Here is a 17,378-nt window from a genome sequence, read left to right on the forward strand (position 1 = left end):
AAAGGCAGAACTTGAAAAAAATAATAAACTGCTCAAATCATGGAAATATGTAATAACTTCCATAAAATCAAATGCTATAAACGGCAATAATCTTGGAGAAAATCTTTATTCTCATAGTCGTGTAATTGATTTAAAAAATGAAATTCTTCTGATAGAAAGTGATCATCCAGGCTGGATTCAAACGATGAAACTTTATCAAAAGTATATTTTGAATGGATTAAAAAGGGGAGTTCCTGAAGTAAAAATTTCTTCACTGGCATTCAGGCTTCGCGGCACAAATGTTCAACTGCACAATCAGATTTCTGAAGAAAAAGTTCGTGATGAAATGAAATCTAAAATCGAAAATGAGGATGAAATCATAAGAAAATTTGATGAAGCGAATGGAATTAATAAAAAGGCAGAAATTCTTTCAGAAAAAAAGGAAATGCCAGAAAATTTACAGAAAATTCTAGACAGATTGAAGGCTGATATGTTGACCAATGATAAATAAATTTGCTATTCTATTTGCCACTACCCAAAAATTCTTTTAAGGAAGAAGAATTTTATTGCTCAATTTTTATCAAAATTTTAGGGCAAAGTCCCCAACAATAAGGAGAATGTTCTATGAAACGAACATACCAGCCAAGTAAAGTTAAACGAAACAGAAAATTTGGATTCCGCGCTCGTATGGCAACACGCGGTGGTCGCATGGTTCTCGCTCGTCGAAGAGCAAAGGGCCGCAAAAAGCTCTCTGTTTGTGACGAAGGCAAGAAATACTAATTGAAGAGGCGGATTTTATGAAGTCAGCAGGTTTTAGTCGAAAAGAACATATAAAAAGCCCCGCTGAATTTAAAAATCTGTTCAAAAATGGTAAAAAGACAAGCGTTTTTGGGGCAAAGCTTTTCTATCTTCCAAATGCGCTTGGCTTTAACCGTATAGGATTTCCACTTCCACGAGGTTTTGGAAATGCGATTGAGCGAAACCGTGCAAAACGGTTTAGTCGAGAAACTTATCGTAATTTAAAAGCACACCTGAACACCGGATATGATATACTGTTTCTGGTTTATCCTTCATCCGAGAAAGACTCGTTCAGCACGCGGTGTGTTCAATTTCGTACATTATGTGAAAAAGCAGGGCTTATCAAGGAATGAAGCAGTTTTTTGTGTTTGTTTTATGTCTGCCCGTTCGCTTTTACAGGAAGTTCATTTCACCGCTAAAGCCAGCGTGCTGTCGATTTTATCCCACATGTTCCGCTTATGCTTTGGAAGCGTTAAAAAAGCATGGTGCCGTTAAAGGCATGTATCTTTCAACAAAACGAATCCTGAAATGTACTCCTTTTCACTCAGGCGGATACGATCCGGTTCCGTAATAAAAGGATAAAAAAATGGAAAAAAACACTGTATGGGCCATTGGTCTTTCTACGGTGGTTCTGGTCGGTTTTTTTGCGGCACAGACTTTTCTGTTCCCACCGCAGCAGAATCAAAATCAGCAGGAAGTTTCTCAGGCAGAAACTATTGAAAATCCAGCTGAAAAAACAGAATCAACCGAAAATCTACTTTCTGAAAATGCAGTAAATTCAGAACTTTCAGAAACAGCTTCAATTTCTTCATCTTCACAGGAAGAAACATTAACCGAAGAAAATTTTACAATTACAACAAATAATGTAAAAGTCACTTTCACGAATCGTGGCGGTGATATTATCAGTTACGAGTTAATCGAGAAGGATGAACGCGGGAATCTTAAAAACCGTGATGCAGCAACTGACAAAGGTGTTGAATTAAGTGAAAATGTAACTGAAAAAAATCGTGCCTTTTCACTTTCACTTGGCGGTGCAAATCATTCAATTATCAATGATATTTTTGAAGCACGGATGTTAAATGAAAATACAATCGGCTTCTTCAAAAAATATACATATAAGAATGTTGATGGAACTGAAAGTCAGTTCACTCTTGTTAAAACTTATACCTTTAAGCCTAATGATTATACTTTCAAACTCGACATTACTATTGCTGGCGGCGAAAACTTTAAAGGTCTTGATATGGGAGGAGCTGCATATACTCTTAGAACAGCTCCACAGATTGGTCCAAAATACAATCCAAAAGCTGACCGGTATGAATATCGTGAACTTGTTTCATTTAATGGCGAAAAATCCAAAAAAACACGGTTCGGTACAAAACAGACAAAAACTTATGACCGGGAATGGGTTTGGAGTGCTTTGGCTGGAAAGTATTTTGAATTCATTATTTATCCGGAAAATAAAACTTCAATGGATTCAAAGGTTGTTTATGATACGCAGATTGAAGCAGGTGAATCGACAAATGCTCAGTTAAAAATGACTCGAAAGGCCATTGACAAAATAGAAACTACCGATAGTTATTATATTTATGCTGGTCCTCGTAATGAATCTGAACTAAAAAAATATGTATCTGAAGATAAAAACGAATGGTCGTTAACCGGTGTTCATTTTGATGAGAGTTTACAGACTTCAGGATTTTTATACTGGCTTGAGGTCATACTTAAATTCCTGCTTGAAAATATTAACAAAGTGGTTCATAACTGGGGTGTTTCAATTATTATTGTTACAATTATCTTGAAAATCTGTCTTTTCCCGATTACTAAAAAGAGTCTGGAAGGTACACAGAAAATGCAGAAATTCCAGCCAAAGATGAAGGAAATTCAGGCAAGATATAAAAACGATCCACAGAAAATGCAGATTGAAACTGCAAAAATGTACAAGGAAATCGGCTATAATCCTATGAGCGGCTGTTTACCGATGATTTTCCAGTTTGTAATTCTTTTTGCAATGTACAATCTGTTTAATAATTATTTTGAATTCCGTGGGGCTTCGTTTATTAAAGGCTGGATTGATGATCTTTCTCAGGGTGATCATGTTGGTCCAATTTTTGAAACTGGTCTTCCTTTCCTGGGCTGGAACCAGATTCGAATTTTACCGGTAATTTATGTAATTTCTCAGCTTTTATTCGGAAAAATTACACAGAACGGAGGTACTGCTGCTGCAGGACAAAGTAATGGGCAAATGAAGATGATGATGTACGGTATGCCGATTATGTTCTTCTTCCTGTTCTATAATGCACCTGCGGGATTGCTTTTGTACTGGACTGTCAGCAATATTTTCCAGCTTGGACAGCAAATTTTAATCAATAAAATGATGAAAAATAAATAGGAGTAAATAAAATGACTTACGAATTTGAAGGTAAGACAGAAAAAGACGCTATTGAAAAGGCAACAATTGAACTTGGTATTGAAAGTGATCAGTTTGATGTTGAAATTCTTGAAGTGCAGAAAAAGACATTGTTTAAATCTGGCTATGTCAAAATCCGTGTTCACACAGATGAAGCAACTCCAGGAGTAAAGTACGATGAAGGAACATCTTCGCCTGTAGAAACTGCTAAACGGGTAATGGGAAATCCAATTCCGCAGGATGAATTTGAACAGAAACTTACAGCTTTTGTATCAGAAATTATTTCAAAAATGGGCTATGAAGCAAAAGTTGAAATTGCGTTCCGTGAAGAAAAGAAAATTGGTCTTAAACTTTCTTCTGAAAGCTCTTCAATTCTTATTGGGCGAAAAGGAAAGAACCTCGATGCACTTCAGCTGCTTGCAAATGTGTACGCTGGTCATTTAGGACGAGAAGAAGTTCGTGTAATTCTGGATACAGAAAATTATCGTGTTCGTCGTGAAGAAAATCTTGTTCACCTTGCTTATACAACAGCTGACAAAGTCCGCACAAAGAGAACTTCAATTCTTCTTGAGCCAATGAACCCGTTTGAACGCCGCCTGATTCATACTACACTTAATGATTTTTCAGATATTGAAACAATGAGTGAAGGTGAAGGCTTGTATAAACAGGTACGGGTAATTTATAAGGGAAACTACTAGGATTTTGAAAAGCACTGGCAAAGGTCAGTGCTTTTTTTATTTTCTGAACTGTGTATCAATCATATTCTGCAGCGTAGGGAAAAATTTTGTTTCAAAAAAATCATAAACTTCCGCGTGATTTTTGCTTGTGTTTCGCAGAAACAAGTCAGCGGGGTGAATTTCCAATGCATATGCGATTTTTAGAATCGTCTCGAATGAAGGCAATGATTTTCCAGCTTCAATTCCACCGATATTTCCTTTTGAGCAATTGCTTACTGCCGCTAAAGTTGCTTGTGTATATCCTTTTTGCTCACGGTAATAAATAAGATTGGCGATAAAATCCGATTGATATACATTCATATGATTAGTTTAATTGAGGAAAACTTTCTTTTGCTTTGACAAATAAAACACTTTTAATGTATAGTCGATGAAACAAAACTTTTTGAAAAAAAGTTGGTTTTATTGGATAAAAAGGAATTTTTTATGAGAAAAGCAATTTATATATTTTTTTTCATTTTTATATTATTTTTGGTTGGTTGTGTGACAACTACCGAATATGGAAAAATAAAAAAGATGGGTACGGGGGTTGCTGGTGATAAATATGATGCATATTTGGCAAAAACAGAAGAAGAAGCTTTGGTCGAACTTTGTAAGTCTTTATATCGGAAAACTTTTCGAGGATATAAGTTTATAGCTTTTAAGGATTTAGATATATATTATGAACCAACAAGGATTGCAAGTTACGGGAATTCTCGCCATGGAATTTGGGGGCTTGAAACTCAGATAACCGAAGGTCATTACAAGATAGATTACAAAGCAATTGGTGTCGAAAATGAAAATACGCTTGATTATCTTGTTGAAACATGGGGCGAATTTATTCTAATTGTTGGTCCGGTAGAAATAAATAAAGAAAATGTGCAAAAATATAAATATAAGAAAATCTAAAAAACGACCGTTAGTTTTACTAACGGTCGTTCGCTTTTTTAGGTTTATTTTCCGAAATACTGAACTGCGTTTCCGAATGAAATGTCTTTGACAATCTGAATTAAAGTATCCATATCTGCAGGATATTCGCCGTTTTCAACCCAGCCGCCGATTACATTACAGAGAATGCGTCGGAAGTATTCGTGACGTGAGTAAGAAAGGAATGAGCGTGAGTCTGTGAGCATACCAACGAATGCAGGAATCATGCCGAGGTTTCCGAGAACCTTAATCTGCTGTTCCATGCCGTCTCTGTGATCGCAGAACCACCATCCTGAACCGAGCTGAATTTTGCCTTTGATTCCGCCGCCCTGGAAACAGCCCATGATTGTTCCGATTGAGTAGTAATCTTTCGGGTTCAATGTGTAAAGGATTGTTTTTGGCATGCCGCCCTTTTCTTCGATGAAGTTCATGAGACCTGCTAGGTTTTCTGCCATCGGTTTGTCGTGGCTTCCGTCGAAACCTGTATCAGGACCGAGTTTTTTGAACATAGCCTTGTTGTTGTCGCGGATTGCGTTCATGTGCCACTGCTGAACGATTCCTTTCTGCTCGTAAGCGCGTCCGAGAGCAACGAGAAGTTTTGTTTTGTAAGCTTCAGCTTCTGCTTCTGAGATAACTTCGCCGTTAAGAGCACGTGCAACAACTGCATCGATGTTTGCATCTGTGTCGATTTTGCATGGCGGGTACTCAAGAGCATGGTCAGAAGCACGGCAGCCGTTTTCGATGAAGAAGTCGAGGCGATTGATGAGGGCTTTGATTACGTCGTCAGAAGTTTTGATTGTGATTCCAGAAACTTCGCTCAATTTTGCGATGTAGTCTTTGTATGTTGGAAGATTGATGTTGATTGCTTTGTCCGGTCGGTATGATGGGCGGACTTTTGTGCTGATTTTTCCGATTGGGGCGGTTCCTGCTGCGATTGCCTTGTGGTATTCCAAAGAATCAATTGGATCGTCAGTTGTACCGACAGCGTAAACATGGAATTTCTCGAAGATTCCTTTTACTGAAAGCTCGTCGCTCTGCAACATTTCGTTTGCTTTTTCCCAGATGCGTGGAGCTGATTTTACTGTGAGCGGCTCGTCGATTCCGAAATATCGCTGAAGCTCAAGGTGTGTCCAGTGATAGAGCGGGTTTCCGATGAGGTGCTCGATTGTTTCTGCCCATTTGAGGAATTTTTCGTAATCAGGTTTGTCGCCTGTGATGTAGTCTTCGGTTACGCCGTAGGTGCGCATCTGTCGCCATTTGTAGTGGTCGCCACCGAGCCAGATTTCTGTGAGGTTCTTGAATTTTTTGTTCTCAGCAATCTGTGCAGGGATAAGGTGACAGTGATAGTCCCAGAGAGGCTCGTTTTTGCAAGCCTCAAACAACTTCTGAGCAGTTTTTGTCTCAAGAAGGAAGTTTTTGTCCATGAATTTTTTCATTTTTTGCTCCATATTTCCTATGCAGGAGAAATTTTGTGAATATTTTATCATGTAAACAAAAATTGTGAAATATGATAAAATTATTTATAATTAATTGATATGAATCATGGAATATCAAAACGACGAGCTTTTTTAACCTCAGAAAAAAATCGTGGCCATAGAATAACTTTTGGTTTTGCCGGTATTGCGGATTTCCGTTCATTTATAGGACAGGAATATATTGCCGGCATGTTAAAGGCTGCGAATGATTATGATTTAAATTTTATTAATTTTGCAGGTGCTATAAAGTATTCCTTTTTTGATGATATTGATTTTATTTCTCACTATTTAAAAACCTTTAAATTTATGAAAGCTCCGTTAGTTGACGGGCTTATTACATGGGCGTCTTCGCTTTGTGAATTATTGGATGAAGAAACTGTTAAAAGAACTTTCATTAGTTTAAAGCCTCTTCCTATGGTTGATATAGGTTATCTTGATATTCCCGGTGTGCCTTCAATTCGTATCGATAATGAATATTCTATTTCACTTATGATGAATCATCTTGTGAGTGTTCATCAGTATACAAAATTTGCTTTTATTGGCTGTGAAACTTCTTCACCTCATTTAAGCCGCTTAGAATGTTTCAGGAAAGACTTAAAAAAATATGATTTAAAAGAAATACCAGGTTCTGTCTTTCTCACAAAATCAATGAATAGTGTTGATATTGCACTTGCTGTTAATTCTCTGGTTGAAAGATTCAATATAAATAATAAAAGTGAAATTGAATGTATTGTAACACCAAGTGATTTAATTGCTGCTGAGGTTATTGAACAGTTAGACAAACATGGTATTTGTGTACCTAAAGATATATCAGTAACAGGATTTAATAATCAGTACAGCGGAGTTTTTGCACGTTCTCCAGTTACTACAATGAATCTTGAATACTTTAAGCGCGGATATGCTTCCGTAGAGCTTTTAATTGATAGAATTATGGCTCCAAGTGAAAATTTTGAAACAAGGCTTGTTCCAACTTCAATTGTTTTACGTCAGTCTTGCGGCTGTTTTGAACAGAGCGTTGTTCAGGCGTCAGACGATTCTCATCGAATTTCAAATCTTTCTCTGGAAAATACTTCTGAAGGTGAATTACGAACATATCTGTTTGAAAAATTACGGGTAATTTTTTTACATCAGCAGGAAAATGAATTAATTGAACTTGTTGATGCAATTTTTGAAGATATTTATGAGCAGCCTAAGCCAAGCCGGATGTTAAGGTGGTTTCAGAATCTTTTACAGAATATGCGGAAAGATTCTACTCTGGTAAACAGCAATTTACAGCAAAGCATAACATCAATCAGAAAAATAATTCTTCCCCTTATTAATGATGATTTTAATCAGAATACACATATGGAAGATGTTTTTCACCAATTACGGACACTTGCTTCTGTTTTTATAGAGTATGACACAATAGCTCCACGCAAAGACACTTATCTTATGAACAATCTGTCTCAGATTGCAATAAATTTTGCTTCTGCCACAACAGGCAAGCAGATTCTTGATGTTTTACGCTATCAGCTCGGGGAAATGGGAATTCCCGGGATAATTCTTTGTTTGAGTGAAAATATGACAACTGATCTGGGGGCAGCGAATCTGGATTTAATTCTTCCTGAACCGTCTCAGTTTATTCAGGAAAAACTGCCTTTTAAAGTTTCTGATCCTTCCTGTTTTCCAAAACAGTTTTTCCCGCAGGGCAGAAGATATTCATTTATAACAGAAATTCTTCATCATAATGATAAATATTTTGGTTATGCATTTCTTGAAATAAGCAATCCGAATATTTCCATTTATGATACCGTAAGAACACTTCTTTCTAATGCACTTAATGCTGTTTATGTCCGTGAAGGAAGAACAAAAGAAAAATCAATGCTTTTATCAAATGAACAGCTTGTTGGAATTCTTCATCTTTCCTCAAATAATTCAAATGAAACCAGAAATGGTATAAATGCAATGCAGATTACAAATTATCTTGTAGAGCATTTAAATGAAATGACAGATTTAGATAAAATGGCAGCCGAACTGTCTGTAAGCAAAAGTCACCTTGTAAGAAGGGCTAAAGAATTAACAGGTTTTACAATTCAGACTCTGCACGAAAAATTAAAAATTGAGCAGGCAAAAACTTTGCTTCAGGTAGAGAGCTTAAAACTCGGAGAAATTGCAAACAGGCTTGGTTTTCAAAACCAGAATTATTTTTCAAGTGTGTTCAAAAAGAATACCGGAATGTCTCCCCGTGCATGGGCAAAAAGGAATTTAAGATAAAATCTTCCTGAATATTCTTAGACTGATAAATCAAAAAAAACTTGTTAAATTGTAAATTCTATAAGATAATTGAAATAGTCATAAGTTTTATGAACAAGAGGAATTTCTAATGAACAAGCGGCACTACTTTGTTTTTTTCAGAAATAATTTAATAGGTCTTAGTATTATTCTCTTTCTGTGTGCATTCATTTTTCTTGTAAAGTCTATAAATACCAGTAAAAATAATAATTTAGAACCTCAGGCACCGGTTGAAGTCCGGCACAGGGTTTTGTTTTTAAGTTCATATAATCCGTTTTATTTTACAAATGGTGCACAGATTCGCGGTCTTGAGAAAAGCCTTTATCCAAAGGGAATTGAATATGATGTAGTTTATATGGATCGGGATTCTTTTCTCTCCATAAATGATGTTTATGCTTTTCATGATTACTTAAAAAATAAGCTTCAGAATCATTCTAAATATGAAGCTCTGCTTGTTGGTGATGATGCCGCTTTAAAATTTGTTCTTGATTATCAGGATGAGTTATTTCCCAAAATGCCGGTAGTTTTTTTCAGCATTAACAGTATGGAACTGGTAGAACAGGCATTACAAAGTCCTTATATGATAGGCTTCTATGAAAATGGTTATCTGAATGAAACGATGAAACTTGCAGTGAAATTGTTTCCCAACCGAAAGAAACTTGTAGCCCTTCATGATCAGTCAGATGTCGGAAAAAATGATTTTGAAACTTTTAAAGAACTTTGCAAAGAATACAAAGATTATGCTCTTATAGATGTTGATACATCTGTCTTAACCCAGGGAAATCTGATATTTTTGCTTGAGTCATTACCAAATGATTCAATGCTTTTTTATATGACATGCTATACAGATAAATCTGGAAAAGTTTATTCTATGCTTTCCCGTACAAATACTATTGTGCAGCATACAGATGTTCCAATATTCAGAAATTACATCGGCGGCGAAGGAAAAGGAATTTTGGGCGGAATTTATATGGATTTTGAGGAGCAGTGCTTTATGGCAGGCAATGTTCTTTACAAGATTCTTAATGGTGCTGAAATAACAAAACTTCCCTTTATTGAGCAGACACCAAGCCGCTGTGATTTTGATTATTCTTTGATGAAAAAATATAATCTGGATTTTTCACTGCTGCCTTCTGATACGATTTTTTATAATCAGCCGGATACATTCCTGCATTATTATGGAAAAATTCTTCCGTCGGCAGTTTTGATTGTTCTGGCTCTTGTTTTTCTTGTTCTTTCTTCTCATTTAGGTTCACGTTCTTCTAAACTGATGTTAAGAGACCTTCAGCTTTCGCATGATAACCTTGAAAAATATCAGGAACAGCTTTTATATCAGGCTGAATATGATGAGTTTTTAGATATTTTAAATCGAAGAACAATAACAGACACTCTTCGTAACACATTGACAGAAAAAGACAGCTATTCTGTTCTTATAATTGATATTGATGGATTCAAGAGCCTGAACGAAAATTACGGTCACTCTATGGCAGACAGTATTTTGCAGTACCTCACAGCCCTTTTAAAAGGCATATCAGAAGAAAATGGCTGGAAGATTGCAAGGTTTGGCGGTGATGAATATCTTATCTTCATTCCAAACGAGGTTTTAACTGCCGAATGTGAGTCTGTAAAAAAGATTTTGGATGGAATTCGTTCGCCAATTCCTTTGGGTGACGAATCATTGGGAATTACGGCGAGCATAGGCGCTTCCTGCTCTGATGGAGTTACTCTTCCTGAGCAGCATATTATCAATGCAGAAAGTGCGATGTACGAAGCAAAAGAGCGTGGTAAAAACGGAATCGTTATTTATGACGAGCAAATGAAGAAAAAGGTTCGGGAAGAAGCCGTCATAAAAGAAAAATTGCAGCATGCTTTTGACAATGATGGATTTTTCATGCTCTATCAGCCGCAAATCGACACCAAGACAAAAAAAGTCAGCGGATATGAAGCCCTTGTGCGAATGAAAGAGCCTGGAATTTATCCCGGTCAGTTTATTCCTGTGGCAGAAAGAAGCGGCTGGATTTGGCGAATTGGCAGAATCACTACGGAGCTTGTAATCAAACAGCTTGCGTTGTGGCGTGATGAAGGTAAGGAGTTGCATCCAGTTTCCGTCAATTATTCCAGCAATCAGCTAAATGATTATGGTTATGTTGATTTTCTGGAAGAATTGCTTAAAAAATATGATGTTCCGGCACATTACCTTGAAATTGAAATAACCGAAGGCGTTTTCCTTGAAAAGAGTACTCTTGCCGATGAAATCTTCAAACGGTTCAAAGTGCTTGGAATTCGCCTGCTCATGGATGATTTCGGAACAGGATATTCTTCGCTTGGCTATTTAACATATATTCCTGTTGATGTGATTAAATTGGATAAATCTTTGGTCGATACATATTTGGTTGACGGTAAAGATTCTTTTATTAAGAATATTATTCATTTGATGCATGATTTGGATAAAGATATGATAATCGAAGGCGTTGAAGAAGAATGGCAGTATAACCGTCTGTTAGAATTTGGTGCAGATAAAATTCAGGGATATTATTTCAGTAAACCGATTCCAGCAAACGAAGCGATTGTTTTTGAAGTAAAATAATTATTTTCTTGCTAGTTTCATTTCTGACTTAGTCTGATACATTTTTTCATCAGCACGGTTGAGGGCTGTCTGGAAATCTGCTGTGTTATGAGGTTTAAAGAATTCTAATCCATAAGCAGCAGAAAATTTAGGTTCTTCTGTTTGATTTTTTACGGCTTCATCAAACTGATAAAGAATTGTCATAATTGCTTCACGGTAAATATTGTAAAAAAGACAGACAAATTCATCGCCGCCAATTCTGTAAACTTCTCCCTTTTCACCAATAATGTTTAAAAGGCATGTACAGAAATTTTTTATTACTTTATCGCCGACTAAATGACCGAGCTCATCGTTGAGTTTTTTTAGATTGTTCATATCAAAAATAATCAGACAGTATTCGCCCTGTGGACTTGATTCATTAAAATTGTCGATAAGCGTGTACCAGGCAGTTTTATTATTTGCTCCTGTTGCAATGTCTATGAAAGCAAGATTTTTATATGTTTCAGTTTTATTTATGGATTCAAAAAGTTTAAGTTCTTTCTGATAAGTGAGAAGAATCATTGATAAAAAAATTAATGCAAGTCCGAAACTCATTGTTGAACTGAAAAATTTGTTTGTGATTAAAGTAAGGGCTGTATATCCGAATATGAATATAGAAATTATCATTGAAAAAAGAAACAGATATTTTAAACGGCTTGTTTTAAGCCAGTCTTCTTTGGAAAGGGATTTGAGTGTATAAATACAGAGTGTTAAATATATAAAATGAGATGCAAAAATTGTATTTGTTAAGTGTTTAATTCCGGTTAACTGTAAGAAAGTTTGTGTTGAAACAAGCGCAATTATTATCCAGAAAATAATATTCATGAACTTTTTATTCGGCTTTATGATGATACTTTTTATAAATAAATAAGTAAAAAGCGGCATAAAAAGTTGAGTTAAATATTTAAAACACCAGAGTAACGGGAGATATCCTGTAAAAAACAGGAGAAGAGTTGAATCATCAAGCTGCCACAGACCAATTGTAAAAGTAAGCAGAGCCAGATAAAAAAGAGTGTAGTCTTTGCTGTTATTACGGGTAAACAGATAATTTGTTCCTAAAAGAAAAATTGATGTTACGATAAACATTATTCCAAGAAGGAAATTGTCAATATGGTTTGTTATGATTGAAAAGAGAACTTGTATACTGGTTCCAAAAAGAATCTGTTCAAAATATCCATTACTCGATTTTATTAAAGATTCAGTTTCGATGCTTAAAACGGAATCTTCTGAAATTTTTGGAAGTTTTATAAAATTATGAACAGCCCGATATGAAATAAAATTTTTGGGATTTGCCTGGCTGTTAAATGAATAAATAACGTCCCCGTTAAGCCTTACAGTAATATTCTGGTGTTCTGAATAAAAACAGATATTTGTGTCTTCATTCTGAAAGGGGGATATTTCGTGATAAATGACAGATTTTGAATTTTCTGAAGGAATTTTTGCCGGTAATTTTGGGATTGAAACGGGTTCACCGTATTTGTTGTAGTAATACCAGCCTTCGTTTAAGGTTTTATGTTCAAAATTAATAATGCGTGCATTTTGTGAATTACGGCCGGAAACTAAAACAAAAACTCCGGTTCCGATGAGAAATATAAAAAATACAAGAAAAATCTTTGATTTTAAATATTTTTTCTTCATTTAATATTATTTTAACAAATTATACATTATTTTCAAGAGAATCCTTTTTTGCTGAAACATAAAAAATGCGGCATTCTACGGCAGCAAAAAGAATTGCGATAATTGCAAGCCAGCGGTACATTGATGAGAAACTTATAAAGAAATTATAGATTCCGTGAAGTAAAACTGCATAAATAAAAGGAACCGGGTTCTTTTTTTGATGACGGAAATTCCAGATATAAAGGCCGCTTAATCCTGCACAGAACAGGTGAATTGCCTGAGCAGAGAAAATTCTGTTTAAAAGAAGCTGGACTACAATTTCTTTTCCGCCTTGACCCTGAATTTCCTGAAATTTATTAACTATATATATAACAGATTCAAAACCACCGGTTACAAGGCCGTATAAGACAACACTGCAGAAAAAACTACTTAAAATCTGCTTTTTTTGAGGAATCATACACATAAACAGCATTTTCATTGATTCTTCGATAAGGCCGTTGAATAAAACTGCTGTTATCATTACTGAGGCAAAGGTATAACCGTTAAAAATTGGCAGACTGAGTACATAAAACTGAATTAATGATGTTGGAATGACAGTAATTAAGGCAAGAATACAGGAAAGTACACAGTATTTAATTTTTAGATTTTGATTTAGAAAAACTGCAAGTGTAAAAAAAACTATTGAAGGAATAAAGGAAATTCCTAAAAGTGCATACAAATTCATGGCAACGATTCTATCATTTTTTTGAAGGAATAACTATAATCTTTTATATGAGTTCGATTATTCTAATGGGGATTAAACATTGCGGAAAATCAACGCAGGGAAAATTGCTGGCAAAGCATTTTGAATGTCCTTTTTATGATACTGATGATGAAGTAACCCAGCTTACAGGAAAAACACCGCGCGAAATTTATACAGAATCAGGAAAAGAAGCATTCCTTGAAGCTGAAAAACAGGCCTGCAAAAACTTAGCCGAAAAAATAAAATCTGAAACAATGGCAATAATTGCAACCGGTGGTGGAATCTGTAACAATCCGGCGGCTTTAGATGAACTTCATAAAACCGGTAAATTCATTTTTTTGAATGCTGATGAAAAAACTGCTGCTGACAGAATTGTACGTGAGATTTCTTATGATGGAATCGGTTCAATGAAAAATCTTCCGGCTTATATAGCAAAGGAAAATCCTAAAAATGTGCAGGAAGTCCGTTCGATTTTTCATAATTTTTATGTGGAAAGGCAGAAAATTTATCAGAATTTGTGTGATATTGAGATTAAATTGGAACACAGTTCTTCAAAATCAGAAAACAGACAGAAAATTCTGGATGCTTTAAAAGAAATGGAGTAAAAAATGATTTTGCATGACGGTCTTGTTAAACTTGGATTTGATAAAGGTGAATTTTCGGATATAAAAATACTTTCTCTTGGTGAACTTGAAGAAAAATTGGAAAATTACATTTCATTGCTTCAGGAATACAACGCAAAATTTGATTTAATTAACACCGATGACCATGATGAAATTGCTGTCCGGCATATTCTGGACAGTCTTTCTGCTCTTCCACAAATTTGCAGACAGCTTTCAGCGCGGTTTGGTTTTTCTGAAAACAATTCAGCGCTCACCGGTTCTGTCGAACTGGCAGATATTGGGAGCGGGGCAGGCTTACCCGGTATTCCGCTTGCTGCAGCTTTTCCTCAGTTTCACTTTACTCTGGTTGAGCGTATGACAAAACGCTGCGGCTTTTTGAATCATTGTGCAGAAGTTCTTAATCTTAAAAATGTAACTGTTGAAGAAAATCAGGCAGAACGGCTTGAGCAGAAACGGTTTGATTTATGTGTATTCCGTGCGTTCCGTCCGCTTGAAAAAAAGATGATGAAAGTTCTCCTGCGGATTTTAAAAGATGACGGCTGTTTGTGTGCTTATAAAGCAAAACATGAAAAAATTACCGAAGAAATGGAAAATCTTCCTCAAAGACCGGAATATGAAATTTTTCCGCTTAGCGTGCCTTTCCTTACAGAAAATTCAGGCGAACAGGAAGAGCGGGAGCGGAATCTGGTAGTGATTGAAAAAAATTAACTGTCGAGCCAGCCGCGCAGAACATTTGCAACATCTTCAGGGCTTTTTGGAATTTCTTTTTTAAGATTTTCAAGATTATCATCTACCATTAAGAAGCCGCCTGAATTTGGAGAAACTTCACGGTAAATTCCGCGCATTTCACCATATTTTTTGACTTCTTCAAGAACGGCAGTTTCGCGCTGTACATGGAGAAGGTTGCGGGGATTGTATGCGCCCAAAGACATTATATTTTTGCTGATTTTGTTCATTTGTTCGGGTGTGAGATGAAGAAGCGCGATTATTTTTTCGCTTGTTTCTGAACCGAGTTCCGTTAAAAGAACGGCGATTTTTTCGTAGCCAGTCATTTTTTATCCCCCGTTTTTCAAATTCTATGATATAATAACTTGAGTGATAAATCTAGACCTTCCGGCTGTGTCCGGGATGACAGATAAAGGGGGCAATATTATGAAAAAATATATTACAATCAGCCGTGAGTATGGTTCAGGCGGCCGTTTAATTGCAAAAATGGTTGCAGAACAGCTCGGTTACAAATTTTACGACAAAGAAATTATCGATATGGCAGCAAAAGAAAGCGGCCTTTCTGCAGATTTTATCAAAAAAACTGAGCAGAATCTTTCGTCAGGCTGGCTTTATAATCTTCTTTTGGGAACAAGTTATGCTGGCACTTCAGCCGGTGGAGTAGGCCAGCCGGTTGCTCAGGCAAATCTTCCGCTTGCAGACCAGATTTTTAATGCAGAGCGTAAAATAATTCTCGGTCTTACAAAAGAGCCGTGTGTAATTGTGGGGCGCTGTGCAGATTACATTCTTTCAACTTCAGATCAGATTGATAATAATGAGCTTCTCAATGTCTTTATTTATGCCGACATCGATGCAAAAGTAAAACGAATCGAAGAAATTTACAAAGAAACAGAATCTTGTGCTAAAAAAACAATCATTCAGATTGACAAACGTCGTGCCAATCATTACAACACTTTCACAGAAAATATCTGGGGTGACCGCAAAAACTACGACATGATGATTAACAGCACCACTGCAGGAATAGAAGCCACAGCAAAGTGGATTGTTGAACTGGCAAAAATTTAATTTAAGGGGGGAAAGCCTTCCCCCTGCGTCGCATTTCATTGCGCCGACACCCCCTTCTTCTGGGGCAAGCCCCAATCCCCAAATCAGGATGTAATATGGACTTTCTTCTTACAACAAATGATTCTTTGGCACAGGTTATTTCTCAAATCCCTTCTTCACAAGAGGCGGTTCATATTCTTCTTGAAGACGGAGAGCACAAAGGCCTTGAGCATGAGCGCATTTTTTATAACCTTCCGAATCCTCTTGTAATCGAAAGCGTTTCCGGCAAAGCAGAAAATTGTGCGCTCCGTGCCGAAAACTGTGAAGCTTTCCATAAAGATACAGAAAATCGTGCAGTTCTTACTTTCGGAGAAAACTGTACTTCTGTCACCCTTAAAAATTTCACAATCGAAAACACTCACATTAAAACCTGTGATGATGCTTCCCTTGGAAATCAGGCTGAAGCAATCTGCTTTCACTGTCAGAAAGGCAAACTTTTCTGTGAAGGCATGAACTTTATCAGCCGGCAGGACACAATTCATGTAAAAGGTTTTTCTCACTTTAAAAACTGTTTTGTAACCGGCGATGTTGATTTTATCTGGGGGTATTGCGATACTGCCGTTTTTGAAAACTGCGCCCTTCATACCAGAAGCGATAACCGTGGCTCTGACAGGCCTGCTTATGTTCTTCAAAGCCGTGCATTAAATGCAAAACCCGGATTTGTCTTTATTAACTGTGAATTTTCAGCGGAAGACCGCGGCAAAAATGCAAAAATATATATCGGCCGCTCTCAGGGCACAGGAAAGCCGGATTCTGTTGACCGCTGGGATTCAATTGCCCTTATAAACTGCCGTATTTCCTGTCTTTACGATAAAGCTCTCTGGACGGACGAAAACGGAACCCGGGCTGTTTACCCTGAAAAAGGAAGTGCACTGTACGGCTGGAGGCAGTACGGCACAAAAATCATAAACAAAGACGGTACTGTTTCTGATTATGATGAAAAGGTTCAGGAAAAGCACGGCTACACAATGTCTGAAAAAGACAAAGAAATTCTTTTGAAAGCAATATTTTAATCGCAAAAATGCAAAATCATATCTTATTATACTCTTTTTTTTTGATGCAAAATGTATAAAATATTACCATCAAAAAGGTGTTTAATGAGGATTTTATGACAGAAATTAAATTAACGGATTTTGGTGGAAACGGAGACGGAGTTTTTGATAATACAAATTCTTTCAAAGCCGCTTTTGAAGAACTTGCTAAAAATGGCGGCGGAAAATTAATCGTTGAAAAGGGAACCTGGCTTACAGGTCCTATAGATTTAATCGAAAATTCAACTCTTGAACTTGCCGAAGGTGCCGAACTTTCTTTCATAACTGATCCAAATGCATATCCTCCGGCTTTTACACGCTGGGAAGGTGTTGAGAAGTCGGAGGCCAAGCGGTCTTAGGAAG

19 protein-coding genes are annotated in these 17,378 nt (G+C 36.5%); 14 read left to right on the forward strand and 5 right to left on the reverse strand.

Annotated elements, in window-relative coordinates:
- From ACKI5B_RS13190 to jag, 6 genes are all read left to right on the forward strand, one after another.
- On the forward strand, positions 1–490 hold a 490-nt coding region (locus ACKI5B_RS13190; RefSeq protein WP_407429527.1), incomplete at its 5' end, for a DciA family protein.
- A 113-nt stretch (positions 491–603) separates the two neighbouring features.
- A complete protein-coding gene (rpmH, locus tag ACKI5B_RS13195) occupies positions 604–759 on the forward strand; it encodes a 50S ribosomal protein L34 (protein WP_407429529.1) in 156 nt (51 codons plus the stop codon).
- A 17-nt stretch (positions 760–776) separates the two neighbouring features.
- Positions 777–1,130, forward strand: a complete 354-nt coding sequence (gene rnpA, locus ACKI5B_RS13200; protein ID WP_407429531.1) for a ribonuclease P protein component — start codon at positions 777–779, stop codon at positions 1,128–1,130.
- The gene (yidD, locus tag ACKI5B_RS13205) at positions 1,127–1,348 is read left to right on the forward strand and encodes a membrane protein insertion efficiency factor YidD (RefSeq protein ID WP_407429533.1); all 222 of its coding nucleotides are present in this window, start codon (positions 1,127–1,129) and stop codon (positions 1,346–1,348) included. The genes rnpA and yidD overlap by 4 nt, the downstream gene beginning before the upstream one ends.
- A 15-nt stretch (positions 1,349–1,363) precedes the next feature.
- Positions 1,364–3,163 (forward strand): membrane protein insertase YidC, encoded by a 1,800-nt coding sequence (gene yidC / locus ACKI5B_RS13210; RefSeq protein ID WP_407429535.1) that lies wholly within the window; start codon positions 1,364–1,366, stop codon positions 3,161–3,163.
- 11 nt (positions 3,164–3,174) lie between these two features.
- Positions 3,175–3,879 (forward strand): RNA-binding cell elongation regulator Jag/EloR, encoded by a 705-nt coding sequence (gene jag, locus ACKI5B_RS13215; protein WP_407429537.1) that lies wholly within the window; start codon positions 3,175–3,177, stop codon positions 3,877–3,879.
- A gap of 36 nt (positions 3,880–3,915) precedes the next feature.
- On the opposite strand, the gene ACKI5B_RS13220 is transcribed toward jag, so the two are convergent.
- Positions 3,916–4,218, reverse strand: a complete 303-nt coding sequence (locus tag ACKI5B_RS13220) for a helix-turn-helix domain-containing protein (RefSeq protein ID WP_407429539.1) — start codon at positions 4,216–4,218, stop codon at positions 3,916–3,918.
- Between the two features lie 123 nt (positions 4,219–4,341).
- Here ACKI5B_RS13220 and ACKI5B_RS13225 point away from each other — a divergent pair, with 123 nt between their 5' ends.
- Positions 4,342–4,803 (forward strand): hypothetical protein, encoded by a 462-nt coding sequence (locus ACKI5B_RS13225; RefSeq protein ID WP_407429541.1) that lies wholly within the window; start codon positions 4,342–4,344, stop codon positions 4,801–4,803.
- 44 nt (positions 4,804–4,847) lie between these two features.
- Here ACKI5B_RS13225 and uxaC read toward each other — a convergent pair whose 3' ends face one another.
- Positions 4,848–6,257 (reverse strand): glucuronate isomerase, encoded by a 1,410-nt coding sequence (uxaC, locus tag ACKI5B_RS13230; RefSeq protein ID WP_407429543.1) that lies wholly within the window; start codon positions 6,255–6,257, stop codon positions 4,848–4,850.
- A gap of 99 nt (positions 6,258–6,356) precedes the next feature.
- On the opposite strand from uxaC, the gene ACKI5B_RS13235 reads away from it, so the two are divergent.
- Together ACKI5B_RS13235 and ACKI5B_RS13240 are read left to right on the forward strand one after the other, a co-directional pair.
- Entirely contained in the window at positions 6,357–8,549 is a 2,193-nt protein-coding gene (locus tag ACKI5B_RS13235; RefSeq protein ID WP_407429545.1) for a substrate-binding domain-containing protein, read from the forward strand.
- Positions 8,550–8,658: 109 nt separating this feature from the next.
- The gene (locus tag ACKI5B_RS13240; RefSeq protein ID WP_407429547.1) at positions 8,659–11,154 is read left to right on the forward strand and encodes an EAL domain-containing protein; all 2,496 of its coding nucleotides are present in this window, start codon (positions 8,659–8,661) and stop codon (positions 11,152–11,154) included.
- Here the strand turns inward: ACKI5B_RS13240 and ACKI5B_RS13245 are convergent, their stop codons facing one another.
- Complete coding sequence (locus tag ACKI5B_RS13245; RefSeq protein WP_407429549.1) at positions 11,155–12,810, reverse strand: sensor domain-containing diguanylate cyclase; 1,656 nt, start codon at positions 12,808–12,810, stop codon at positions 11,155–11,157.
- Positions 12,811–12,829: 19 nt separating this feature from the next.
- Positions 12,830–13,513 (reverse strand): PrsW family glutamic-type intramembrane protease, encoded by a 684-nt coding sequence (locus tag ACKI5B_RS13250; RefSeq protein ID WP_407429551.1) that lies wholly within the window; start codon positions 13,511–13,513, stop codon positions 12,830–12,832.
- 47 nt (positions 13,514–13,560) lie between these two features.
- On the opposite strand from ACKI5B_RS13250, the gene ACKI5B_RS13255 reads away from it, so the two are divergent.
- On the forward strand, positions 13,561–14,136 hold the full coding sequence (locus ACKI5B_RS13255; RefSeq protein ID WP_407429553.1) for a shikimate kinase: 576 nt from the start codon (positions 13,561–13,563) through the stop codon (positions 14,134–14,136).
- A gap of 3 nt (positions 14,137–14,139) precedes the next feature.
- A complete protein-coding gene (gene rsmG / locus ACKI5B_RS13260; RefSeq protein WP_407429555.1) occupies positions 14,140–14,862 on the forward strand; it encodes a 16S rRNA (guanine(527)-N(7))-methyltransferase RsmG in 723 nt (240 codons plus the stop codon).
- Here the strand turns inward: rsmG and ACKI5B_RS13265 are convergent.
- Positions 14,859–15,206 (reverse strand): magnesium and cobalt transport protein CorA, encoded by a 348-nt coding sequence (locus tag ACKI5B_RS13265; RefSeq protein WP_407429557.1) that lies wholly within the window; start codon positions 15,204–15,206, stop codon positions 14,859–14,861. The two genes, rsmG and ACKI5B_RS13265, sit on opposite strands and share 4 nt — an antisense overlap.
- A gap of 100 nt (positions 15,207–15,306) precedes the next feature.
- Between ACKI5B_RS13265 and ACKI5B_RS13270 the strand changes: the two genes are divergently transcribed.
- The 3 genes from ACKI5B_RS13270 (at position 15,307) to ACKI5B_RS13280 (ending at position 17,374) form a co-directional block, all read left to right on the forward strand.
- A complete protein-coding gene (locus ACKI5B_RS13270; protein WP_407429559.1) occupies positions 15,307–15,945 on the forward strand; it encodes a cytidylate kinase-like family protein in 639 nt (212 codons plus the stop codon).
- Between the two features lie 95 nt (positions 15,946–16,040).
- Positions 16,041–16,997 carry a pectinesterase family protein gene (locus tag ACKI5B_RS13275; RefSeq protein WP_407429561.1) on the forward strand — a complete coding sequence of 319 codons (957 nt, stop codon included), beginning with the start codon at positions 16,041–16,043 and terminating at the stop codon, positions 16,995–16,997.
- Positions 16,998–17,092: 95 nt separating this feature from the next.
- Positions 17,093–17,374 (forward strand): glycoside hydrolase family protein, encoded by a 282-nt coding sequence (locus tag ACKI5B_RS13280; RefSeq protein ID WP_407429563.1) that lies wholly within the window; start codon positions 17,093–17,095, stop codon positions 17,372–17,374.
- Positions 17,375–17,378 lie beyond the last annotated feature (4 nt).

The organism is Treponema sp. (genome assembly GCF_045657965.1).
Lineage (GTDB): Bacteria > Spirochaetota > Spirochaetia > Treponematales > Treponemataceae > Treponema_D.